21 protein-coding genes and 1 other RNA gene are annotated in these 22,487 nt (G+C 44.0%); 4 read left to right on the top strand and 18 right to left on the bottom strand.

Annotated elements, in window-relative coordinates; genetic code table 11:
• Positions 1-231: 231 nt before the first annotated feature.
• The 14 genes from rnpB to tsaE form a co-directional block, all read right to left on the bottom strand.
• Positions 232-580, bottom strand: an RNA gene (rnpB, locus tag DFP75_RS02400) — RNase P RNA component class A.
• Positions 581-666: 86 nt separating this feature from the next.
• A complete protein-coding gene (locus DFP75_RS02395) occupies positions 667-1,974 on the bottom strand; it encodes a sensor histidine kinase (RefSeq protein WP_110571899.1) in 1,308 nt (435 codons plus the stop codon).
• 6 nt (positions 1,975-1,980) lie between these two features.
• Complete coding sequence (locus DFP75_RS02390) at positions 1,981-2,679, bottom strand: response regulator transcription factor (RefSeq protein ID WP_110571898.1); 699 nt, start codon at positions 2,677-2,679, stop codon at positions 1,981-1,983.
• A gap of 205 nt (positions 2,680-2,884) precedes the next feature.
• A complete protein-coding gene (locus DFP75_RS02385) occupies positions 2,885-4,183 on the bottom strand; it encodes an adenylosuccinate synthase (protein ID WP_110572817.1) in 1,299 nt (432 codons plus the stop codon).
• Between the two features lie 38 nt (positions 4,184-4,221).
• Entirely contained in the window at positions 4,222-5,400 is a 1,179-nt protein-coding gene (locus DFP75_RS02380) for an ATP phosphoribosyltransferase regulatory subunit (RefSeq protein WP_110571897.1), read from the bottom strand.
• Positions 5,401-5,412: 12 nt separating this feature from the next.
• Positions 5,413-5,610: a DUF2065 family protein gene (locus DFP75_RS02375; protein WP_110571896.1), complete on the bottom strand. Its 198-nt coding sequence runs from the start codon at positions 5,608-5,610 to the stop codon at positions 5,413-5,415.
• A gap of 115 nt (positions 5,611-5,725) precedes the next feature.
• Positions 5,726-6,607, bottom strand: a complete 882-nt coding sequence (gene hflC / locus DFP75_RS02370) for a protease modulator HflC (protein WP_110571895.1) — start codon at positions 6,605-6,607, stop codon at positions 5,726-5,728.
• Entirely contained in the window at positions 6,607-7,851 is a 1,245-nt protein-coding gene (gene hflK, locus DFP75_RS02365; RefSeq protein WP_110571894.1) for an FtsH protease activity modulator HflK, read from the bottom strand. Before hflK ends, hflC begins: the two co-directional genes overlap by 1 nt.
• Before the next feature lie 39 nt (positions 7,852-7,890).
• The gene (gene hflX, locus DFP75_RS02360; protein ID WP_110571893.1) at positions 7,891-9,180 is read right to left on the bottom strand and encodes a ribosome rescue GTPase HflX; all 1,290 of its coding nucleotides are present in this window, start codon (positions 9,178-9,180) and stop codon (positions 7,891-7,893) included.
• 35 nt (positions 9,181-9,215) lie between these two features.
• Positions 9,216-9,461 carry an RNA chaperone Hfq gene (gene hfq / locus DFP75_RS02355; protein WP_110571892.1) on the bottom strand — a complete coding sequence of 82 codons (246 nt, stop codon included), beginning with the start codon at positions 9,459-9,461 and terminating at the stop codon, positions 9,216-9,218.
• 89 nt (positions 9,462-9,550) lie between these two features.
• Positions 9,551-10,483 (bottom strand): tRNA (adenosine(37)-N6)-dimethylallyltransferase MiaA, encoded by a 933-nt coding sequence (gene miaA, locus DFP75_RS02350; RefSeq protein WP_110571891.1) that lies wholly within the window; start codon positions 10,481-10,483, stop codon positions 9,551-9,553.
• A 1-nt stretch (position 10,484) separates the two neighbouring features.
• On the bottom strand, positions 10,485-12,416 hold the full coding sequence (gene mutL, locus DFP75_RS02345) for a DNA mismatch repair endonuclease MutL (RefSeq protein ID WP_110571890.1): 1,932 nt from the start codon (positions 12,414-12,416) through the stop codon (positions 10,485-10,487).
• A 59-nt stretch (positions 12,417-12,475) separates the two neighbouring features.
• Positions 12,476-13,804 carry an N-acetylmuramoyl-L-alanine amidase gene (locus tag DFP75_RS02340; RefSeq protein WP_110571889.1) on the bottom strand — a complete coding sequence of 443 codons (1,329 nt, stop codon included), beginning with the start codon at positions 13,802-13,804 and terminating at the stop codon, positions 12,476-12,478.
• 86 nt (positions 13,805-13,890) lie between these two features.
• Complete coding sequence (gene tsaE / locus DFP75_RS02335; protein ID WP_110571888.1) at positions 13,891-14,361, bottom strand: tRNA (adenosine(37)-N6)-threonylcarbamoyltransferase complex ATPase subunit type 1 TsaE; 471 nt, start codon at positions 14,359-14,361, stop codon at positions 13,891-13,893.
• A gap of 161 nt (positions 14,362-14,522) precedes the next feature.
• Here tsaE and DFP75_RS02330 point away from each other — a divergent pair, with 161 nt between their 5' ends.
• Positions 14,523-15,272, top strand: a complete 750-nt coding sequence (locus DFP75_RS02330; protein WP_110571887.1) for a sulfite exporter TauE/SafE family protein — start codon at positions 14,523-14,525, stop codon at positions 15,270-15,272.
• Between the two features lie 57 nt (positions 15,273-15,329).
• Here DFP75_RS02330 and orn read toward each other — a convergent pair whose 3' ends face one another.
• Entirely contained in the window at positions 15,330-15,887 is a 558-nt protein-coding gene (gene orn, locus DFP75_RS02325; RefSeq protein WP_110571886.1) for an oligoribonuclease, read from the bottom strand.
• A 74-nt stretch (positions 15,888-15,961) separates the two neighbouring features.
• Here orn and rsgA point away from each other — a divergent pair, with 74 nt between their 5' ends.
• Positions 15,962-16,996: a small ribosomal subunit biogenesis GTPase RsgA gene (rsgA, locus tag DFP75_RS02320; RefSeq protein WP_110571885.1), complete on the top strand. Its 1,035-nt coding sequence runs from the start codon at positions 15,962-15,964 to the stop codon at positions 16,994-16,996.
• Here rsgA and DFP75_RS02315 read toward each other — a convergent pair.
• Positions 16,993-17,898: a flagellar motor protein MotB gene (locus DFP75_RS02315; RefSeq protein ID WP_110571884.1), complete on the bottom strand. Its 906-nt coding sequence runs from the start codon at positions 17,896-17,898 to the stop codon at positions 16,993-16,995. The two genes, rsgA and DFP75_RS02315, sit on opposite strands and share 4 nt — an antisense overlap.
• Before the next feature lie 33 nt (positions 17,899-17,931).
• Positions 17,932-18,786 (bottom strand): flagellar motor stator protein MotA, encoded by an 855-nt coding sequence (motA, locus tag DFP75_RS02310; protein WP_110571883.1) that lies wholly within the window; start codon positions 18,784-18,786, stop codon positions 17,932-17,934.
• A 122-nt stretch (positions 18,787-18,908) separates the two neighbouring features.
• Between motA and DFP75_RS02305 the strand changes: the two genes are divergently transcribed.
• Positions 18,909-20,390, top strand: coding sequence for an HDOD domain-containing protein (locus tag DFP75_RS02305; protein ID WP_110571882.1), 1,482 nt, complete (start codon positions 18,909-18,911; stop codon positions 20,388-20,390).
• A gap of 36 nt (positions 20,391-20,426) precedes the next feature.
• Positions 20,427-21,290 carry an archaetidylserine decarboxylase gene (gene asd / locus DFP75_RS02300; protein WP_110571881.1) on the top strand — a complete coding sequence of 288 codons (864 nt, stop codon included), beginning with the start codon at positions 20,427-20,429 and terminating at the stop codon, positions 21,288-21,290.
• A 69-nt stretch (positions 21,291-21,359) separates the two neighbouring features.
• Here the strand turns inward: asd and DFP75_RS02295 are convergent, their stop codons facing one another.
• Positions 21,360-22,349 (bottom strand): serine hydrolase domain-containing protein, encoded by a 990-nt coding sequence (locus DFP75_RS02295; protein ID WP_110571880.1) that lies wholly within the window; start codon positions 22,347-22,349, stop codon positions 21,360-21,362.
• Between the last annotated feature and the right edge of the window lie 138 nt (positions 22,350-22,487).

Below are 22,487 nucleotides of genomic sequence, written 5' to 3'. Positions count from 1 at the left end.
TTAACACTTTTTTGGAAAAATAGTAAAAAAATATCGATAATAATTAAAATAGAAAAACGACAGACACAAAAAAGCCGCCAAAAAAGGCGGCCACAAAAGTCTAGGCTTAAGAACAATCACGAAAAAAATAAAAGGGAAAACAACAACTTCTTTTGAAAGCAGATCTACGAAAAAAGCAAAGGTGTACAAAGAATATCGCTCAAGCGACAAAGGAATAAAAAAGAAGGGAAATGTGCAAGTTGGCCGATAAGCCGGGTTCTGTCGTGGACAGTCATTCATCTAATACGTACATCACTGCACGTCTTTAGCAACCTACCCGAACTCAGCGCGGGTCACGCCAAAGAGTTCCTATTTGGTCTTGCTTCAAGTGGGGTTTACCTTGCCACGAACTGTTGCCAGTCGCGCGGTGCGCTCTTACCGCACCATTTCAACCTTACCGGCAGTAAACTGCTTAGGCGGTATATTTTCTGCTGCACTTTCCGTAGGCTCACGCCCCCCAGGCGTTACCTGGCACTTTACCCTGCGAAGCCCGGACTTTCCTCCCCCCAATAAATTGAGCGGCGACTGCCTAGCCAACTTGCGACGCGCATATTACTTATCTACGCAGGTAATAACAAGCGCTTTCTTGCCAACAGAAAATTTTATTCGATTTTAAAATATTACAGATTAAGCAACAGGCAACTGAAAACACACCTCCAAGCCACCTTCTTCTCGGTTTTTTGCCGTTATCTGCCCTTTATGAGCCCGAATTATTCGCTGAGATATAGTAAGCCCAACACCAAAGCCACCGCTATTAGCCTCTCGCGCTTCAGAGGATCGATAAAAGGCATGGAAAATCTTCTCTAATTTATCATCAGATACACCGGGGCCGTTATCGCGTACATATATGTAAGCCATCCCAGCCTTTTCACTCGTTTCGACCTCGATCACACCACCACACCCTGCATAAAAGCAGGCATTACGAAGCACGTTTTCAATAGCATGTCGTAACTGAAGCGGATCACCCAATATGGTTTTAGGCGCTCGCCCCAATCGCGTAACAGTAATTCCTTTAAGCTGACTCTCAAAACTAACATCAGCCACAATGTCATCGAGCCACTGACGTAGATTCATTTCTTCTTTGATCAAAGAAGCCGCCTCAAGTCGACTCAACGTAAGAACCTGACCAATCAATTCATCCAGCTCATGCAGTTCCGTGCGAATCCTAGATAAATAGCCTTTTTGAGCTTCTAAACCATATTTATCCTCAGCGATGGTCAAAGCCACTTCAATTCGAGCCAATGGCGTTCTAAGTTCATGAGACACATCACGCATCAAGCGCTCTTTAGAGGATAAGAGCGTCTCAATTCGCACCGCCATTTCATTAAACTCACGCGCCAACTTACCAACAGCATCACTCCGTCGAGCCAACTTATTCTCGACCCTTGCCGTCATATCCCCTTGACCAAATGAGCGAGCAACTCGCTGCAACTTAAGCAAAGGACCTAATAACCAATAAGCCAACACACCACTCGAAACCAACAAGCCTAACAATGAAAATCCAACCACAGCCTCTGGTGCAAGCGAGTTAATTTCAGGGTTTGGTTTAAATATCAGCAAATACTGGACATTATTCCCACCTATCACCTGAATAAACTGGCTGTGCAAAAAGTCCGCCGAAGGACGACCTGTTGCATCAGGCGTGTTTTGCTCCCTAAAGTTACGAGGCAATGGCTTTAATAGAGGACGACCATTTTCCTGATATAAATAAATCGTACCAGACAGCCGCTTCTCAGCTTTTTCGGTTTCCTCTTGCAAGGAGTCTATACCGAACTTTTCATACCCAGCCACCAACTGAACACCCACATCTCCGAGCAAGTCAGCTGATACCTGATTGCGTTTTTGAATAAATTGGACCATCCCTAGACCAATACTGACAACAACAATGTTTGACAGCAGTACAACCAAAAACACGCGCAGAAAAGTATTTTTCATGAAAAACTAAGCACCTTGCTCATTCGATACAAATATATAACCAACACCTCGTACTGTTTTAATCCGAGGATCACCATTTTCTAAATTACCAATTTTTTTACGCAAATTACTAATATGCATATCTAAACTGCGATCATACATAGTTAATTTACGACCTAAAGCTTTTTCTGAAAGCTCCTGCTTAGTCAACACCTGACCTGGCGCCATTAACATACACTCAAGCAGTGTATATTCAGACGTCGTCAACTCAACCAACTCACCATTCAAATAAACCGTACGATCCTTACGACGTAGCAACACACCAGAAAGCTCAATGTCAGCAGTAGGATCATCTTCACGTTCTTGGCTTGCACGACGCATAATAGCCTTGATACGTGCTAGCAACTCACGCGGGTTAAACGGCTTAGACAAATAATCATCCGCACCCATTTCCAAACCAAGAATACGATCAATATCATCACCCTTGGCAGTCAACATAATAACCGGCACCGCACTCTTATTACGGATTTGCTTTAACGTTTCAAACCCATCTAACTCAGGCATCATAACATCAAGAATAACAATATCCGGCATATTCACAGCCATAAGCTCCAACGCCTCTCTGCCATTCCAAGCATGAGTGACATCATAACCCTCACCATCAAAGTACTCTTTAATCAAATCCGATAAACGAGCATCATCATCAGCAAGCAATAACTTAACCATAAATATTCCTCTTCATTTTACTATTCAAACAGCAAATACGCTGCCCTAATTTCAATTGTAAATATTACATCAGCCCCCAACAAACACCGCCCCCTCTTTTCACTCTATTTACAAAGAATGCTAATAAGATGAACTTAGCGAGTTAAAAATACAAAAAAAGCCGCTAAAAAAGCAGCTTTTTAATCACCCCATTAAACAAATCAAACTATTGCTTAAAAGGATCGCGAAGAACAATTGTTTCGTTACGATCTGGGCCAGTCGAAATAATATCTACTGGAACACCAACTTGCTTTTCAAGGAAGCGAATATAATCTTGCGCATTCTTAGGCAAAGCATCGAAATTTGGCGCACCAACTGTTGATTCTGTCCAGCCTGGCAACTCAACATATACTGGCTTAGCGTTTTCATAACCTTCACTGTCGACTAAAGACCCAGCCACTGGGTTACCATCAGCATCAGCGTAAGACACACAAACCTTAATCACTTCTGAACCATCAAGAACATCCAGTTTCGTCAAACACATACCTGAAACCGAGTTAATCTGAACAGCGTGACGCAAGGCAACAGCATCAAACCAACCACAACGACGAGAACGACCTGTTGTAGCACCAAACTCATGACCACGACGACCCAAACGCTCACCGTCTTCATCGAACAATTCTGTAGGGAAAGGACCTGAACCTACACGCGTAGTATAAGCCTTGGTAATACCAAGCACGTAATCCAAGTATAACGGACCAAAACCCGTACCGGCTGGAGCACCGCCAGCTGTTGTATTTGAAGACGTTACATAAGGATAAGTACCGTGGTCAACATCCAACAATGAACCTTGCGCACCTTCGAACATGATGTTCGCACCTGCTTTACGCAAGTCATGCAACAAAGTAATAGTGTCTGCCACCATTGGACGCAAGAAATCAGCCATTTCCAAGCCCGCAGCATAAACCTCATCAAATGAGATTGGATCTACTTTATGGTATTCAGTCAGTACGAAGTTGTAATACTCAAGCACTTCTTTCAGCTTAGCAGCAAAACGTTCAGAGTCTAACAAGTCTCCAACACGGATCGCACGACGAGCAACCTTATCTTCATAAGCTGGCCCGATACCACGACCTGTTGTACCAATTTTCTTCTCGCCTTTTGCAAGCTCACGAGCTTGGTCAATAGCAATATGATAAGGAAGAATTAATGGACAAGCCGCACTGATTTTCAAACGATCAACCGCTGGCACACCTTGCTCAAGAAGCTCAAGAACTTCTGTTTTTAAGGCAGCAGGAGACAACACAACACCGTTACCAATAATACACTGAACACCTTCACGCAAAATACCAGAAGGGATCAAGTGCAAAACGGTCTTTTTGCCATCGATAACCAATGTATGGCCAGCATTATGACCACCTTGAAAACGCACAACAGCTGCAACGTCCTCAGTAAGAAGGTCTACAACCTTACCCTTACCTTCATCACCCCATTGAGTGCCTAGAATAACAACATTTTTACCCATAATTTCAGGTCTCATTTAGATAGTTCTTAAAGAAAATTCTAGCTCTGAATCGGCATCAACTGCCAAGTCTCATCAACAAATTCCAACTTAAAGTCCGCATCTCCAGCGTAGACATCATCCAAGACCTCTATCACTCGATACCCTTCACTTCGTAAGGAGTTTGCTTTCTGCCAAAGCGCATCGCTTGAGCAAATTGGCGACAGAACCGTTTTTGGCTTATTCACCACAACATCAGTTAAAGCAACCAAGGCTTTCACATCCGTACTAAAACCCGTAGCTGGGCGTGAACGACCAAACACTTGTCCAATATTGTTATAGCGTCCGCCTCGAGCAATGGCATTACCATGACCAGGAACATAAGCCGCAAAAACAACACCAGTATGGTAGCTATAGGAAACCAAATCGCTTAGATCGAAATGAAGACCTACATTAGGAAAACGCTGACAAATTGAATCACTCACTTTTTGAAGCAAAACAATGGCCTCACGAATAGATTCATTCACATTCCCCAACAAATCCATCGCACGTTTCAATACCTCTTTGCCACCACACAAACGCGGCAAACCAACTAACCACTGCTGCTGGTCTGCACTCAAGCCATCAAGACTTTCCACGTAGCGGTCAAGTTCAGGCAAATCTTTTGCCTTATATAATTCAATCAACTTACTTTCTTGATCTGCATTAAGATCGCAAGCAGCAAGAACGCCACTCACCACATCAACATGCCCAAGATCAAGAACAAGATTAGACAAACCGGCTGTAGATAAGGTTTGCAACATCAAGGATAAAACCTCAACATCACTTTCTACGCCGCCATGACCATAAATTTCTGCCCCTAATTGTATAGGGCTACGTGTGCCATCTAGGCCAGCCGGCATGGTTCTTAAAACACTGCCGCAATAACTCAAACGTTGCACCCCATCATCTTTAAGACAATGAGCATCAATACGAGCAACTTGGGATGTAAAATCGGCACGAATACCTAAAAGTCGACCTGACAACTGATCAATTACTTTAAAGGTTTCAATTTCTAGGTCTGAGCCTGCTCCCGTTAGAAGGGAATCCAGATACTCTAATAGAGGAGGTATTACTAAGTGATATCCCCAGCTCTCATGGAGATTAAGCAGAGTTCTTCTAAGGTGCTCGATCTTAGCCGCCTGTTCAGGCAACGCTTCATCAACGCCCTCAGGAAGTAACCAGCGATCTGCTAATGTCATTAAATTGTCCTCTTAGCTTCGAGTCAGCAAAAGAAGCATTAATCCAAGAAACATACTAACCGCGCCCAGAATACGTAAATTTAAATCTGAGCTCGCGATAGCTTTCACCATTATCTCCCGCCAAACATTCGGAACTAAAAACGGCAAAAAGCCCTCAGCGATCAATAAAAGGCTGACGCCAACCAGCAGCGACTGCAACAATTCCTGCATAGATTCTCTTTATTTTGACCATTAAAAAACCGGGCTTGGCCCGGTTTGTGTAATAGTACCATGTTTCCCATTTTAACAAATAGGTCTCATGCACGATTATTGATGAATATCTACTCTATTTAGAACCACTGCTAGTAGAGCTATTCAAATATTTGAAGAATTCACTATCAGGCTCAAGCACGAACAAATCATTGCTACCACTAAAGCTTTCACGATAGGCCTGAAGGCTACGATAAAACTCGTAAAACTCAGGATCCTGCTTATAAACTTTAGAGTAAATAGCGGCTGCTTTAGCATCACCATCACCACGAATCATTTCAGCATCACGCTGTGCTTCTGCTTCTAAAACGACTTGTTGACGATCTGCATCTGCTCGAATACCTTCAGCCAACTCCAAACCTTTCGATCTGTGATCACGAGCTTCACGCTCACGCTCAGTTCTCATTCGCTGATAAACAGACTCACTAACATCTGGCGGTAAATCAATTCGCTTAACTCGGATATCAACAATTGAGATACCCAATTCATTTTGAGCAACCTGATTTAGCTCATCACGCAAACCTGTCATCAACTGGTCACGTTCACCAGAAACAACTTCGTGCATAGTACGCTCACCGAATTTATTTCGAAGTCCCGTATCAACACGAGAAGACAAAACGCGGTTCGCCACAAACTCATCACCAGACGTTGCTTGGTAATACTTAGCTACAGAGTCTATCTTCCATTTGACGTAAGAATCCACAACAACAGCCTTCTTCTCTAGCGTTAAGTAACGCTGAGGACGAGAGTCCATTGTCAAAATTCGAGCATCAAACTTTTTGACTTCGTTCATAATCGGAAGCTTAAAGTGAAGGCCAGGCTGAACATCATCCTGAACAATTTCACCAAACTTAAGAACAACCGCACGCTCTGTTTCACTCACCACAAAAAGTGTTTGTGAAGCAACTAGCACACCGAGAAGAGCAACAAATAAAACGGAAAAAGAAAAGCCTCTCATTAGTTTCTGCCCTCTCTACGAATTGTTGCACTTTGACGTTTACGAATCTCTTCAAGAACTTGGTCAGTCAACATTCCAACATTGCTAGAATTCAAAGACCCAGACCCCTTAGACGACTCTGCACGCTGCTTCATTAACTGATCCAAAGGCAAATACATCATGTTATTTCCACCTTCAGTATCCACAACAACCTTATTCACATCTTTATAGACGGATTCCATTGTCTCAATATACAAACGGCGACGAGTAACGTCTGGCGCTTTCGTATATTCTCGATACAGTCTATCAAAACGATCAGCCTGACCACTTGCTCGAGCAACAATCTCAGAACGGTAAGCTTCAGCTTCCTCTCTGATACGCTGCGCACGACCACGTGCTTCAGGAATAATACCATTTGCGTAAGACTCCGCTTCATTACGGACTCTTAGCTCATCTTCTTTCGCCTTAATAACGTCATCAAACGCTTCCTGCACCTGAGTTGGTGCTTGCGTATTTTCAACGTTAACTTTCGAAATCAAAACACCAGTACCATAAGCATTGCTGTAGTCTTGGATACGAGCCTTAACCTCTGACGCTAACAACTCACGACCTTCCGTTAAGATTTGATCCATTTCAGAGCTACCCACAACATGGCGCAAAGCACTTTCTGTTGCCTGAGCCAAAGACTCTTCAGGATTACGAACATTCAGCAAAAAGTTCTTTGGATCTTGAACCGAATACTGAACAGAAACACCAACCTCAACAATGGCATCATCCACCGTCAACATAAGTGCTTTATGGTCATGGGAACGAACTTTCGTCACATTAACCTTACTAACAGTATCAATCATCGGAGGATTCCAATGCAGACCTGGCATAACTGTAGAGTGATATTTACCTAGACGAAGCACTACGCCTCGTTCTTGCTGATCCACTTGGTAAATGCCCGTAGCTGCCCAAAGAGCAAGCAGAGCAATCAGCGCAATAGCGATTAAACCACCACCGATTTTGCCCGAAAAATTAGAGCCACCACCATTAGAACCACCAGATTTACGGGACTTTTTAACGCCTAGCATCCCCATCAATTTCTGGAAAGCCTCATCCAAATCTGGAGGACCTTGTTCATTCCCACTAGGCTTGCGGCCCCATGGGTCATTGTTGGTTTCCTTTTCACGATCTCCATCTGGGCGTCCAGCACCATTATTACGGTTTTTATCTGGATTCCATGGGTCATTGTCGTTATTACCCGGTTCATTCCAGGCCATACTACATCTCCACTTTATTTTAATGATAATCCTGACAGCTTACACAGCTTCAATCTGATCCTCAGACATGCCAGCGCGAGCCAAAATTTGCAAATAATCTTTTTTAGGCAACTTAACATCAAGGACAAATCGGCCCATCTCATCAAAGCGCTCCGATTTCACTGCCCCATGCTCAAACAGCATAGCTCTTAATCGACCATACTTGTTCGACAAGTAAAGAGTTTCATTAAAAACGTCTTCCGCTAAAAGCTCTGCAATTGCCTGCTTAAGCAAATCAATACCTTGACCATCACGAGCAGACAACCAAACTCTTAAAGGGTTCCCGTCCGAATCACGATCTATTCGAGGTTCTGCGGTAGGCAAAGCATCTATTTTATTAAACACCTTAAGCGTTGGCACTTCATTAGCACCAATCTCTTCTAGCACAGAATCCACATGCTTCATATTCTCTTCGCGAGAAATATCGGCAGCATCAACAACATGCAAAAGCAAATCAGCCTCTGAAGACTCTTTCAATGTCGCCTGAAACGCTTTAATTAATCGGTGCGGCAACTGACGGATGAAACCAACCGTATCAGCCAAGACAATCGAACCAACCTGCTCAATATCTAAACGACGCAGTGTCGGATCCAATGTGGCAAACAACTGATCAGCCGCATAAACCTCTGACCCCGTCGCCCGATTAAACAAGGTTGACTTACCTGCGTTGGTATAACCAACCAGCGAGACCGTTGGCACTGAAGATCGATCACGGGATCGGCGGTTTTGATCTCGCTGAGACCCCACTTTCGCCAATCTCTTTTGAATCGCTTTAATGCGCTCTCTTAATAATCGACGGTCAGTCTCAAGCTGAGTTTCACCTGGACCACGCATACCTATACCGCCCTTCTGGCGCTCTAAGTGCGTCCAACCACGAATAAGACGAGTAGACATGTGCTGCAACTGCGCTAGCTCAACCTGCAATTTACCCTCATGGGTACGTGCACGCTGCGCAAATATATCAAGTATCAGTCCTGTGCGATCAAGCACACGACACTGCAATACACTTTCTAAGTTACGCTCTTGGGAAGGAGACAAAGCATGATCGAAAAGAACCACTTGAGCTTCTTCTCGATCAACAATGTCTTTTATTTCTGCTAGTTTACCGGTGCCAATAAAGTACCGGGCATCAGGACGCTGACGCGACCCTGATACAACAGCAACAGGATCGGCGCCAGCAGAAATAGCAAGCTCCACAAACTCTTCCGGCCCATAAGACTCATTTTGCTCATGAAAATCTATATGAACCAATACAGCTATTTCACCACTATCTGGACGTTCAAAAAACAATCTAGTATTCCTCTGTTCGCCTTGTTACAGACAAACTATTCAGCTTCATCTTCCGGCTGATCAGGAGACGGAACGCGAATTGTACGGGAAGGTACAACTGTAGAAATGGCATGTTTGTAAACCATTTGGCTAACAGTATTTTTCAATAGAATCACAAACTGATCGAATGATTCGATTTGACCTTGAAGTTTAATTCCATTTACAAGAAAGATAGATACTGGCACTCTTTCTTTACGTAGAATATTTAGATAAGGGTCTTGTAATGATTGCCCTTTTGACATTGTGATCTCCTTAAACAAGCAAAAAATATTAAATTAAATATTGATAAAACAATACTGTAGATACTACACCAAATTTTTACCGATTTCCCCTATATAATCCTGCTTTCTATGTAATTCAAGGCTTCCGGCACAAGATCTTTCGACAAACTATCGAAAATCATCAGATCCTCCCAGCCCCTTAACCAAGTAAGCTGCCTTTTTGCCAACTGACGAGACGCAACCACTCCTTTAAAGATAGCATCATCTAGCAAATCAGCACCGTCTAAATATTGCCATAGCTGTCGATATCCGACACAGCGCATAGATGGCATATCAATAGACAAGTCACCGCGGCGGTACAAACCTTCTACTTCAGCCAAAAAACCTTGGTCCATCATCTCATAAAAGCGCTGCTCTATTCGCTCATGCAAGACACTTCGCTCTTTCGGCATCACGGCCATATTAATCATATCAAATGGCAAAGACACAGTTTCTTGCTGCTCCCAAAACTGAGTCATAGTCTTACCCGTCAAACGATACACTTCAATAGCACGCTGCAATCTTTGAGGGTCATTAGGGTGAATACGAGAAGCGGCTTCTGGGTCAAACCTCTGCAACTCTTCATGCAAAGCCCCCCAGCCTTTCTCTAAAGCCTCAGCCTCAATCAAAGCGCGCAACTCAGCGTCGGCTTGCGGCATTTCAGCCAAACCTTTTTGCAGCGCATTGAAATACATCATAGTGCCGCCTACCAAAAGCGGTGTTTTACCTTTCGCAATAATCTCTTGTGACTGCTCAACCGCATCCAAAACAAAATCGGCCGCAGAATAAGATTCAAGCGGATCAATAATATCAATTAGCCTATGAGGAGCCCTTGCAAGCAACGCTGCATCCGGTTTGGCCGTGCCGATATCCATCCCCTTATAAACCAGAGCGGAGTCCACACTAATAATTTCAAAATCGTGGTGCTCAGCCAACTCAACGGCCAGCCCTGTTTTTCCAGAAGCCGTCGGCCCCATCAAACAAACAACATGTGGCTTCGTCATATTAACGCCCTCTCAAGAAAAGTTTATCCAAGTCAGACATTGTCAAATGCGCCCAAGTTGGTCGGCCATGGTTACACTGTCCACTTCGCTCAGTCACCTCCATATCTCGGAGAAGACTGTTCATTTCAGCAATAGTCAACTTACGATTAGCACGCACCGCACCATGACAAGCCATGGAAGCCATCAGCTCATTCGCCCTAGACTCCATCAAGTCAGACACCCCATTGATCGATAAATCACTTATAACATCGCGCACCAATCCTTCAACGTCCCCTCGAATCAGTATAATAGGAACTTCTCGAACCATGACACTTTCTAATCCCGTTCTTTCTACTCGAAAGCCGAACGACTCAAACACATTGCCACTTTCTTCTACCAAATCGGCTTCACTTTGCGATACAGACACATTGATCGGCACCAATAGCGGCTGAGACGATATGTTTTTTTGATAAAAAGCCGTCTTCATGCGCTCATATACTATTCGCTCATGTGCTGCGTGCATGTCGACTAAAATCAACCCTTGCTCACTCTCGGAAAGAATATAAACCCCATGCAACTGAGCCACCGCAAAACCTAAAGGCGGCACAGCTTGATAATCAGCATCTGATCTCGCAAAAGGGTCGCCAGATTGCCCTAGAGAGCTTGAAGGAGCAACTTCTCTCACCTCACCCGTCTCAGGATCAACCTCCTCCGTCGCAGACGCATATTCCTGAGCATAACCAGACAGCCGACGCATACCATCAAGCTGACCACGCACCTCTGAAGAACCCAAAGAACCAGAAGGTGAACGAGATTGCATCCACTCCATGCCAGACGCCGCAGGACGATTCGATAGCTGCAAAGCGGACTGCTCTGTAATATTTGAGCCGTATGAAGACGGTTCACTGGCGGCTGAATCCTGCATACCCGTTGGCGCCCCATCCGATTCAGGACGCACATCAGCGATAGCCTTATGAATTCGACTAAACAAGAAATCATGCACCAAACGCCCATCCCGAAACCGCACTTCATGCTTTGTTGGATGTACGTTTACGTCTACTGTAGAAGGGTCTAACTCAAGATATAAAACAAACGTTGGATGACGGCCATTATATAAAACATCACGATAAGCCTGACGAACGGCGTGGGCGACCAATTTATCTTTAACCACCCGACCATTTACAAAGAAGTATTGCAAATCCGCTTGGGAACGAGAAAATGTGGGCAAACCAATCCAGCCCCACAAACGCAAGCCAGCCGCTTCCACATCAAGCGTCAACGAATTCTCTATAAATTTCTTACCCAGCAAAGTGGCCAATCTATGCTCAGCGTGGAGCTGATCTGTCACTGGGCGAAGATCATATACCTGCTTACCATTATGACTTAAGCGAAAACCTGTTTCATAGCGACTCAGCGCCAAACGCTTCACCACCTCTTCTAGGTGGGCAAATTCGGTTTTTTCAGTACGCAGGAATTTACGACGAGCTGGCGTATTAAAGAACAAATCCCGCACATCGATCGTCGTACCTTGAGGGTGAGAAGCGGGACGAATTGCCGTCGCCATATCTTTGCCTTCTGCCTCTACACGCCACGCTTCTTCTTCATTTTCGGCCTGAGAGGTAAGGTGCATTCTTGACACAGAGCTAATACTGGCTAGCGCTTCACCACGAAACCCCAACGTACAGACAGCTTCCAAATCATCTAAAGTAATTATTTTACTTGTTGCGTGTCGGCTTAACGCTAAAGACAAATCATCTTTCATGATTCCAGTGCCGTTATCACGGATCTTTATGCGCCTAACGCCACCTTGCTCGACATCGATATCAAGCTGAGTGGCCCCAGCATCAAGACTGTTTTCAAGCAACTCTTTCACAACGGAGGCTGGTCGCTCAACCACCTCTCCCGCTGCGATTTGGTTAGCTAAACGCGGAGATAAAAGATTAATTCTTTTCATGAACGACCTTTGATTTCTGAGCTCTTTAGTTCAACACAAGAGCATAAGACAATTAGATTCTAGCCGGCAGGTATAACAAGCTTTTGACCAATCCAAATAACATCGTTACTTAGATTATTTGCTTGCCTTAAAGTAGGTAAAGACACCTGATTGCGTCTAGCAATTTCAGACAAAGTATCACCTTTACTAACGGTATACACATAATCAGAATGTTTCTTTTGCTTCCAAGCCACTAAGGTTCCATCTGGTGCATTCTTGGTAAAGTATTCGATGACACCTTTAGAAATAGAATCAGCCAACTTTACGCGATATGTTCTGCTCGATAAATTCTTGGCTTCCGTCTTGTTTGATACAAAGCCAGTTTCAATCAAAATAGACGGAATATCTGGTGATTTCAGCACCACAAAGCCTGCTTGCTGCACGCTGCCTTTATGTAAGACAGCCACATTTTTCATCTCACCGAGAACACTTTCACCAATATTCAGACTCATCTGAATCGTCGAGTTCATTGACATATCAAGCAAGACTTCAGCAAGCAACTGATCTTTGTCATCCAAAGAAATGCCACCCACCAAATCGGCGGAGTTTTCTTGTTGCGCCAGCCAGCGACCCATTTCAGAACTTTTACCACTCAATGACAGAGCCCACACCGAAGCCCCGCGAGCACTCGATTTTGTAAAAGCATCCGCATGCACGGAAATCATCAAATCAGCATTGGCTTCACGCGCCACACGAGAACGGTCACGCAATTGAAGATAGGTATCAGTTGATCGCGTCAACACAGCCTTAAAGCCATCAACCGCATTTATTCGTCGAGCCAGTTCCTTACTAATCGACAACACTATGTCTTTTTCACGAACATTGTACTGCCCCAAAGCACCCGGATCCTTTCCACCGTGTCCAGGATCGATCGCAATAACGATATCACGCTTTTCTTTGGATAAATTCGCTAAGCTTTTTACAACCGTCACCGGTTTGCTGACGCCATACTCAAGCTCAACCAATATTCTCGGGCCATAAGTACCATTTGCCGCCAACACAGTACTCTTCGCTTTTGCCTTTTGAGCCAAATCCAACACGAAGCGAACACCATTGTCTCGCTTAGCGTAACGAACTCGCATCAAAACATCAGAAGACAAAGCCGACAAGCCATTAACCACAGAGGTATTTAAGTCGACGTTACTCACATCGAGCACTATTCGCTCTGGGTTGGAAAGAGGAAATATACGATGCTCCGAAGCATCAGAAAGCTCAAAAACTAAACGTGTCACACCCTCTTGCTGAGCGACACGAATGTCTCTCACTTCTGCAGCAAAAGCATTTGCCGCAGTTAAGGAGACAATAAAAGAGAAAAAAACAAATAAATAAGTACGAAATTTAGTATGCATATCAGACAGCTAGCTAGTATATCTGACACACTATAACTGCTGATTACATGGATCTCAATCTTACTTAGAGTAAAGACGTCTATACATCAAGACGTTATGACATTTTGCAGCGTATTTATAGCCGCCAAACCTTTTTCAGTAACGCCTTCTATCACCACATGGCGACCCTGACGAATCAAGCTCAATGAAACAATCAAATCTGCCTCAGGCAAAATACCACGCCCCATTTCAGCCCATTCAATTAAACACAAAGCGCCATCCGAGAAATAATCACGAATCCCTATAAATTCAAGCTCTTCCGCATCTGAAACGCGATAAAGGTCAAAATGAAATGCTTCAAGGCCGGATAACTCATAGGGCTCAACAATCGTATAAGTAGGACTTTTAACTGGCCCCAAATGACCTAAGCCACGCAACATACCTCTAACAAGCGTGGTTTTACCCATACCAAGGTCTCCCTCTAGATACACAACCGCGCCCGCTTTTAAAGCCAAGGAAACAGCCCCGCCTAGACTTTCCATCGACTCTTCACCGTAAACATCTTTCTCTATTTGCATCACTTACCAATCCTTCTCTACTCAAAAAGAGCAAACACCAATCACATGGCTCATTAATTTCTGACAATTCTAATACAGAAGCCTTTTGAAACAAGTGGCAATCCCCCATAATCAATATGCATTTTTACCGCTCACCACAAACATCTAACCAGAGGACACTTATGGATTGGCTGCTTATGTCACTCATCGCCATTGCCGTATTTATTACTGGCATTTCTAAAGGTGGTTTCTCTGGCGCTTTCGGCATACTTGCTGTACCGCTTATTTCACTCCAAACCTCCCCTACTCTGGCCGCCGCCATAATGCTCCCCATACTCTGTATCATGGACATTTTCACTGTGCAGAAGTTTTGGAAAAAGTGGAACACAGAACAACTAATCAAATGCATACCTGCCGCCATCATCGGCGTTGTTATTGGTGGCTTAACAGCGTCATGGTTCTCTGCTGAATGGTTAAAAATAATGGTTGGCATTATTGCTGTTGGCTTCACACTGAACTCATGGCCAAGAAAAAACAGCGCAACAGAGCGACCACCTCTGCATTCGTTCACTGGCAAGCTTTGGTGCACCCTTGGCGGTTTCACCAGTTTTATAGCCCACGCTGGCGGACCACCCATGAGCGTCTATCTATTAAGAGCAAACCTAGACAAAACACAATACGTGGCTACAGCAGCCGTCATCTTCACAGCAATAAACTATGTAAAACTCATTCCATACGGCATGCTTGGACAACTCAACAGCACCAACATCCTGTTATCACTTTGCTTTACACCCGTTGCGTTTATTGGCGTCCAACTTGGCGCATGGCTGCATTACAAACTTTCCACGGCCGTGTTTTTCAAATTCATGTACGGCTTTCTTTTCCTAACAGGAATCAAGCTAATATGGGATGGTGTGACAGGACTGAGTTAGTGGGCACAGAACCCACCAACTCATAACAAGAACAGGTTAGATTAGCAGCATATGCTATTAAGATTTATCGCCCATACCAAACATAGTTCGACGATAATGCTTTAATTCGCCAATAGACTCTAAAATATCATCCATTGCCAAATGTGAGCCTGATTTAGTAAATCCTTCTAATGCCTCTGGCTTCCAACGTCTTGCCAATTCTTTAATGGTACTGACATCCAAATAACGATAATGAAAGAATGCTTCTAACTTAGGCATGTAACGGTACAAGAAGCGACGATCTTGCCCAACACTATTACCACAAATTGGCGATTTACCTGCTGGCACATATTGCGCCAAGAACTGAATGGTTTCTTCCTCTGCCTGCGCCATGCTTATGCTCGACGACAACACTCTTGCTGTTAAGCCAGAATCACCATGATGCTGTGTACACCACTCATCCATCGCGTCCATCACCGCTTTTTCTTGATGTATAGCAAGGCTAGGACCTTTTGCCAAAACGTTCAGGTGCTTATCCGTAACCACGGTTGCAATCTCAATAATTGTGTCCGTTTCTGGGTTCAATCCGGTCATTTCAAGATCGATCCACACTAAATTCTCATCATTTAAGCTCATAACCTTCCAAATCCTTTATTATCAATGCCAAGCATTATACTCTATGCGCCTTACTTTATGACCAGACGAATCTAATGTCGAAGCGAAAACTTACTAAACAACAAACTTGGCGAATCGAAAAAATCCACAAAGAGCGCGTTGAACGCACTCAAAAAAGAGGAGAGGTCGCCGAGGAACTTCTTCAGTCATCAGACCTTGGAGCCGAAACTGAAGGCATCATTATTTCTCATTTCGGAACACAAGTTGAAGTGGAAGGCACTCAAGAACCATTTCTTGGCGTATCTACCCGCTGCAACCTACGCGCCAATCTAGGCCAACTTGTGACAGGCGATAAAGTCGTTTGGCGCCCGAAACAAAATGAGGGCGGTGTCGTGGTCGCAACCACACCAAGACACACGTCTTTATCTCGCCCAGATATGCACGGCAGGATAAAACCCGTCGCAGCAAACATAGATCACATTATTGTTGTGATTGCTGCAGAGCCTGTTGCGCACGCCAATTTAATTGATCGCTACCTAGTTGCTGCAGAAACCGTTGGCATTCCACCTGTCATACTACTTAACAAATGCGATTTAATTGACGACAAAAACAAAGAAGATTTAGACAATCTACTTAAAACCTACGAAGACCTGAATTACAACATCATCAGAACCTCCATCAAAAACCAAGCTGGAATGGAGTCGCTGTATGGATTCTTACAAGACAAAACCAGCGTTTTTGTTGGACAGTCAGGCGTAGGTAAATCGTCGCTTATCGGCACCCTACTCCCAGATATAGATATCAGCGTGGGTGAGCTTTCTCAGAAACGTAAAAAAGGCGTACATACCACCACCACAGCCAGACTATTCCATATGCCAAAAGGCGGCGACCTCATTGACTCACCAGGAATACGTGAATTTGGTTTATGGCACATTTCAGAAGATGAGTTACTGAACGGCTTTATCGAATTTCGACCGCATATCGGCTACTGCCGATTCCGAGATTGCGCTCACGAAAAAGAGCCAGGCTGCGCGATTCTTGAAGCCTTGGAAAAAGGTGAAATAACAGAACACCGCTTCCAAAGCTTCTTAAGAATTAAACATTCGATACGTGAAAATCAGGCGTTTTAAAAAACCGCTTCTGGCGTAAGTTTGACACTAGGTTGCTGGGCAGCATCACCGAAATTACGGCGATTCTGATCCAGCAATTTTTTATAAGCATCATCCGTTAACAAAGTAATACTGATTCGTCTATTCTCGGCACTCTCGGTATCAAAACGGTTATAAGGGACCGAATCAGACAAACCTATCACTTGAGCAATACGCTTATCAGGCACGCCGCCTTCTTCTAATATTCGACGAGCCGCATTCGCCCTTAGCGCTGACAAATCCCAGTTATCCAAACGCCCACCATTAAATTTTGACGAATCCGTGTGCCCCGTGATGACAATAGGGTTAGAGACCTTATTAAAAATTGGCGACATGGTAAGGAGAGTATTTTCTATATCAGGCATCATTCGCGCACTGCCACGCTCAAACATGGGCTTATCAGGGTCGTCCAACAACGTAATACGCACACCAAGAGGCGTGATTTCGATACGCATGTTTTGCTGCTGAGAAAGCAGGACATTCATTTTCCCCACCTCTTCTTGCAACATATCGTTGATGCTCTTTGACTCCGCAGAATCAGGCCCATTACCCAAACGATCATCACGAGAAGGCACATCAACACTACCAGGATCAGGCAGTTGCAAATCTAGCTTCTTTTCAGCACTTTTGGCAGGACTTCCGCCTAGATCAATCGGATTAGCACTAAAGCCGGCCGTTGACTGCCCCATTGGATCTTGAAAGTAACCTTCAATACTTTTTAACTCCTCTGGAGAGGCCACGCTCATGATCCATAAAACCAAAAACAGCGCCATCATTGCCAAAGCAAAATCCGCCAAGGCTATCTTCCAAGCGCCGCCATGATGACCGCCCTTTTTGATTTTTTTGACTCGACGAATAACTAAGCCATTAGTACCTATAGCCATTGCTCACACCTCTTATTCTTGCGCTCTTGCATACTAGCGATACTGCTTAAGGCCATCAGATAGCTCAATAAAACTCGGACGCATTTCAGGTGGAAGCAACTTGCGGCCAGTTTCTACCGCGACTGGCGGAGCATAGCCTGACACAATCGAATTCAAACACGCTTTAATACATAGGTATGCTTTTAACTCATGGGTACCCAAATTCTCCAAATGAGAAGCCATAGGCCCCACAAAACCATAACCAAAAAATATCCCTAGAAATGTCCCTACTAGCGCAGCGGCAACATGAGCACCGATCTCTTCCAGCGGCCCACCGATCGACCCCATGGTAATAACAATACCCAACACAGCCGCCACAATACCAAAGCCTGGCAACCCTTCAGCCACACGAGTCAAGGCATGACTTGGTGCAACCAACTCTTCCTGAATTTGTTCAATTTCATTATCCATAATTGCCTCTATCTCATAAGCAGGCAATCCTGTTAAGGTAAAAATCCGATAGTTATCCGTTAAAAAATCAACGACCTCATGATCCCGAACGACATCGGGAAATCGAGCAAACAACTCACTCGTAAAAGGCGACTCAATGTCTTCTTCAATCGATAAAAAACCTTGCTGTCGGCTTTTTTGAAAAAGGCAATACATCAAGCCTAACAACTGCAGATAAAAAGTCTTATTGTGACGGCTTCCAGTAAACACCTGCGGCAGCATGGTAATTACTTTTTTCTGCACAATAAAAGGATTGGCAACCATGAAAGCACCAAGCGCTGCACCACAGATGATAATAACCTCAAAAGGTTGCCATAGGGCCAACATATTCCCATGGGAAGCAATATAGCCAAACACCACACTAACAATGACCACTAGCAAACCAGCTAATGCAAACATATTACCTTCCTTAATACTGACAAAGTATGCTCTTATCTCAATATACAGTATGATTAATAAGAACCGAAATATAAGAGCAACTTTTTAAAAACCACCAACATGAGCTCTCAATGTAACCAGCTATGATAGACAAGTCACCTTCTGGCCTAAATGAATGGCTACATTTTCTAAAAAGCAAACAATTTCCCGTGAAAGCGGTAAGCTTGTCTCGTCTAAAAACCCAAATAGCGAGAACAGAAGACACACTTGATGGCATGCAAGCCAATATCGCCTCTGACCCATTATTAGCCTTCGCGATATTAAACGAAGCAAACCGAATAATACCTAATAAAAACAATGAAATAAAAAATCCTTTCCACGCAGCATCAATGGTTGGCATGAGTGGTATCGGAAAGATTTTTTCCGTTTTTGCACCTTACAAATTCTATCCAAAAAACAATCCACCACATATCAAAGCCTTTCTTAGTGAAATACAAACCAGCTACGAAGCAGCCACCATAGCGAGACATTGGTCGATTGAGAAACTCACCAGCCACGAGGATGATATTTTTTGGATCACCTTATTTCGCGATGCAGCAAGATGGCTACTGTGGTTTTACGCCTATCCAACCATGATGGAAATTAAGCACAAGATCAGCCAAGGCGAAAAACAAAGCCAAGCCGAATTGAACGTTTTAGGCTGTCGCATAGACGAACTGACTGTGCATTTGTGCACCCATTGGAACACACCAAACAAGGTTATTGAGTCCTTCTCTACCAAGTTCATACCGAATAAAAAAGAACTGCAAAGCCTGGCACACTTAGCCCACCACCCAGAAGAACTACCTGGTTTTTCTGAAGACAAAAGACTAACAATACTAATAAACAACCCACTGATTTTTTCATACTGCGCAACCAAGCTAACCCATGAAGCAGATTTAAGGGGCTGGGATTCTAAAAACCTGCCTTTTTTCTATCGTGTTGTCGCAACCGTTATGCATCGTCATGTAGGAGAAGTGATCCAAACCGCACACCTTGCCAGCGCAGAAGCAGCAAAACTGTTTAATAATGGCGGAAGAGCACCTTTAGCACTGCAACTACTAGACCCAAATTTATATACTGGCAATAAGACCAGCATCAGTGATACCAACAAAGCATCCCCCACTGCCACACTCAAAAAAGCATTGGGCAAACACGATATTTATGACTCAAAGCAAAAAGCTAATATGGCTTTGAAAACGATTAAACAAGCCATACCAACCGCACAGCACGTCATACTATTCAAACAATCCAAAAGCACTGTGTCGCCGATCTTCCAATATGGCTACAATATCAACATTCTGAAAACCATAAAATGGGACGCACCTTCTACCCTATTTAGCAAGCTATCAACCAAAAAGTCAGCAACACATCTTTTCGGTAAAAAACTAGACAGAATATTAAAAGACCTGCCGCACACAGCAGCCCAAATAATAGACCCTAACGGCCACCTCATGCTCGCCTCTACACAAACAGCAGAGCGAGAAACGGTTATATTTTGGCTAGAAACTCGCGGCGAATTTAACGAAAAAGACTTCACAAGCCTAAAACAGATTGTGTCTCTTGTAAGCCACAATCCAATTTAAACATTTATTCAAACTTCACCTACTAGGATAATAAACGTGACTAAAGACCAACTTTTCGCCTTTGCGCAACACATCACACCACAAAAAACATTATCAAGAGTCATTGGTAAGATCGCCGAATGCGAAAACTCATGGGTTAAAAACACCTTTATCAACCAATTTGTTAAAAAATACCAAGTCGACATGTCGGAAGCCGTTAACAGTGACGCGCTGTCCTACCGCAACTTCAACGATTTTTTTACACGCGCTATTCGCCCAGAACTGCGCCCTATTTGCGAAGAAAAGAATAGCATTGCCTGCCCTGCGGACGGCGCGATTAGCCAACTAGGCAAGATTGAACACGGCACACTATTTCAAGCAAAAGGCCATCATTACAGCCTAACAAGCCTTCTTGGTGGTGATGCCTCCTTGTCTAACGATTTTCTTGGCGGCTCCTTTGCCACTGTATACCTATCTCCAAAAGACTATCATCGCGTTCACATGCCACTCACTGGCAAGTTAACCAAAATGATCCACATTCCAGGAAAGCTTTTCTCGGTCAACAAAGTCACGGCAGAACAAATCCCTAACGTTTTTGCTCGTAATGAACGCACAGTATGCCTATTTGAAACAGAAGCTGGTCCAATGGCCGTCATACTTGTTGGCGCCATGATTGTAGCCAGCATAGAAACCGTATGGGCAGGACAAGTCACACCATTCAACAAGAATGTCGTGACATGGGATTACAAAGAACTAAGCAACATAGAGATCAAGAAAGGCGAAGAAATGGGCCGATTCAAACTAGGATCAACCGCCATCGTTTTATTCGGTAAGAACGCCGTCAATTGGGAAGCGTCTCTTCAAGCAGAAACACCAACCAAAATGGGTATGCATTTCGGTACAGTCAACGAGAAAGAATAAGCCGTAAAGCAGAAAGTCTACTCTTGGATTGAGTAGACTTTTACACATGAAAGACAAAACTAAAAAGAGTTACCTAGCAGCTTGGATAACAGGGATAATGTCCTGACTAACCATCTCATGCAGCGAATCACGATAGCCTGTTTTGCCTGAAGGCAAATACTCATCGGATGTAATAGCGATCGTTAAGTCCAAATCTGGCAGCACATAAATCATTTGCCCACCATAACCCCAACCATAGTAGCCCTGAACATCCGCAAAGGTTTGAATAAACCAACCATACCCATATAGACCACGATGAAAGCGCGACTGCGTCCTTGGCTGCCAACTTTCCTCTATCCATTTTTTAGAAAGAATCCGCTTACCTTTTTTGGTGACTCCACCCCTTCGATACAACTCACCAAACGCCAAAAGTGAAGCTGGCGTCATACCAACTTGATTACCTCCCATTGGAACACCTTGAGGGTCAGTCTCCCAACTCTGAATCCACACACCAGAACCGTTAAACCACTTATTGGCGAGCTGATAAGTATTCTTACCACTCTGACGCATGATGATCGCAGACAAAAGATGCGTATTTCCTGTTGAATACTGCATGTCACCGCCAATCTCGGACACAAAAGGTCGCGCCAGCACCGCCTGAACCCAATTATTGCTCGCCACCCAACGCCCATAATACCGACCAGACGTACGCTCTAGTCCCGCCTGCATTGAAAGCAAATGCGACACTGTAATCTCTTTCAAACGCGGATCTGGATCTTTTGGCAGTTGATCAGCAAGAATCGACACAATAGTTTGATCGACACCCTGAATAACATCACGCTCAATCGCCATACCAACGATTGCCGACATCAGTGACTTTGACGCCGACTTAATATTGGCAACCGCATCAAGATCAGCCTTGTTGTAAGCCTTTGCCCAAACCACCTCTCCTTTGTAGGCAATCTGTACCGTTTTAATATTAGGAAAACCTTGGGCTGTTTTATCCATATCACTAAAATCTAACCCCTTAGCTTGAACACTAAAAAGCAATATCACAGCGCTAAGTAAAAAATAATGCATATAAAACAATTCACCCTATTAAAGCCAACACTCAAACAAAATAACAATCACTCACCCAAAAGAAGGTGACACCCACCGATTAAAGCACATAAAAAAGCCTGCACGAAGCAGGCTTTTTTATGCATCAGAAGAAGCTTA

Source organism: Marinomonas alcarazii (genome assembly GCF_003208215.1).
Taxonomy (GTDB): Bacteria; Pseudomonadota; Gammaproteobacteria; order Pseudomonadales; family Marinomonadaceae; genus Marinomonas; species Marinomonas alcarazii.
This window is presented reverse-complemented; position numbering and strand designations above follow the sequence as displayed.

What these genes read in the sequence shown, in the direction of transcription:
- DFP75_RS02390 (WP_110571898.1), bottom strand. Translation starts at nt 2,679, where the DNA reads ATGGTTAAGTTATTGCTTGCTGATGATGATGCTCGTTTATCGGATTTG.
- DFP75_RS02305 (WP_110571882.1), top strand. Translation starts at nt 18,909, where the DNA reads ATGATAGACAAGTCACCTTCTGGCCTAAATGAATGGCTACATTTTCTA.
- hflK (WP_110571894.1), bottom strand. Translation starts at nt 7,851, where the DNA reads ATGGCCTGGAATGAACCGGGTAATAACGACAATGACCCATGGAATCCA.
- DFP75_RS02375 (WP_110571896.1), bottom strand. Translation starts at nt 5,610, where the DNA reads ATGCAGGAATTGTTGCAGTCGCTGCTGGTTGGCGTCAGCCTTTTATTG.
- DFP75_RS02385 (WP_110572817.1), bottom strand. Translation starts at nt 4,183, where the DNA reads ATGGGTAAAAATGTTGTTATTCTAGGCACTCAATGGGGTGATGAAGGT.
- DFP75_RS02295 (WP_110571880.1), bottom strand. Translation starts at nt 22,349, where the DNA reads ATGCATTATTTTTTACTTAGCGCTGTGATATTGCTTTTTAGTGTTCAA.
- miaA (WP_110571891.1), bottom strand. Translation starts at nt 10,483, where the DNA reads ATGACGAAGCCACATGTTGTTTGTTTGATGGGGCCGACGGCTTCTGGA.
- orn (WP_110571886.1), bottom strand. Translation starts at nt 15,887, where the DNA reads ATGAGCTTAAATGATGAGAATTTAGTGTGGATCGATCTTGAAATGACC.
- motA (WP_110571883.1), bottom strand. Translation starts at nt 18,786, where the DNA reads ATGTTTGCATTAGCTGGTTTGCTAGTGGTCATTGTTAGTGTGGTGTTT.
- DFP75_RS02380 (WP_110571897.1), bottom strand. Translation starts at nt 5,400, where the DNA reads ATGACATTAGCAGATCGCTGGTTACTTCCTGAGGGCGTTGATGAAGCG.
- tsaE (WP_110571888.1), bottom strand. Translation starts at nt 14,361, where the DNA reads ATGCAAATAGAGAAAGATGTTTACGGTGAAGAGTCGATGGAAAGTCTA.
- DFP75_RS02395 (WP_110571899.1), bottom strand. Translation starts at nt 1,974, where the DNA reads ATGAAAAATACTTTTCTGCGCGTGTTTTTGGTTGTACTGCTGTCAAAC.
- DFP75_RS02315 (WP_110571884.1), bottom strand. Translation starts at nt 17,898, where the DNA reads ATGGCTATAGGTACTAATGGCTTAGTTATTCGTCGAGTCAAAAAAATC.
- rsgA (WP_110571885.1), top strand. Translation starts at nt 15,962, where the DNA reads ATGTCGAAGCGAAAACTTACTAAACAACAAACTTGGCGAATCGAAAAA.
- DFP75_RS02330 (WP_110571887.1), top strand. Translation starts at nt 14,523, where the DNA reads ATGGATTGGCTGCTTATGTCACTCATCGCCATTGCCGTATTTATTACT.
- mutL (WP_110571890.1), bottom strand. Translation starts at nt 12,416, where the DNA reads ATGAAAAGAATTAATCTTTTATCTCCGCGTTTAGCTAACCAAATCGCA.
- hflC (WP_110571895.1), bottom strand. Translation starts at nt 6,607, where the DNA reads ATGAGAGGCTTTTCTTTTTCCGTTTTATTTGTTGCTCTTCTCGGTGTG.
- hfq (WP_110571892.1), bottom strand. Translation starts at nt 9,461, where the DNA reads ATGTCAAAAGGGCAATCATTACAAGACCCTTATCTAAATATTCTACGT.
- DFP75_RS02340 (WP_110571889.1), bottom strand. Translation starts at nt 13,804, where the DNA reads ATGCATACTAAATTTCGTACTTATTTATTTGTTTTTTTCTCTTTTATT.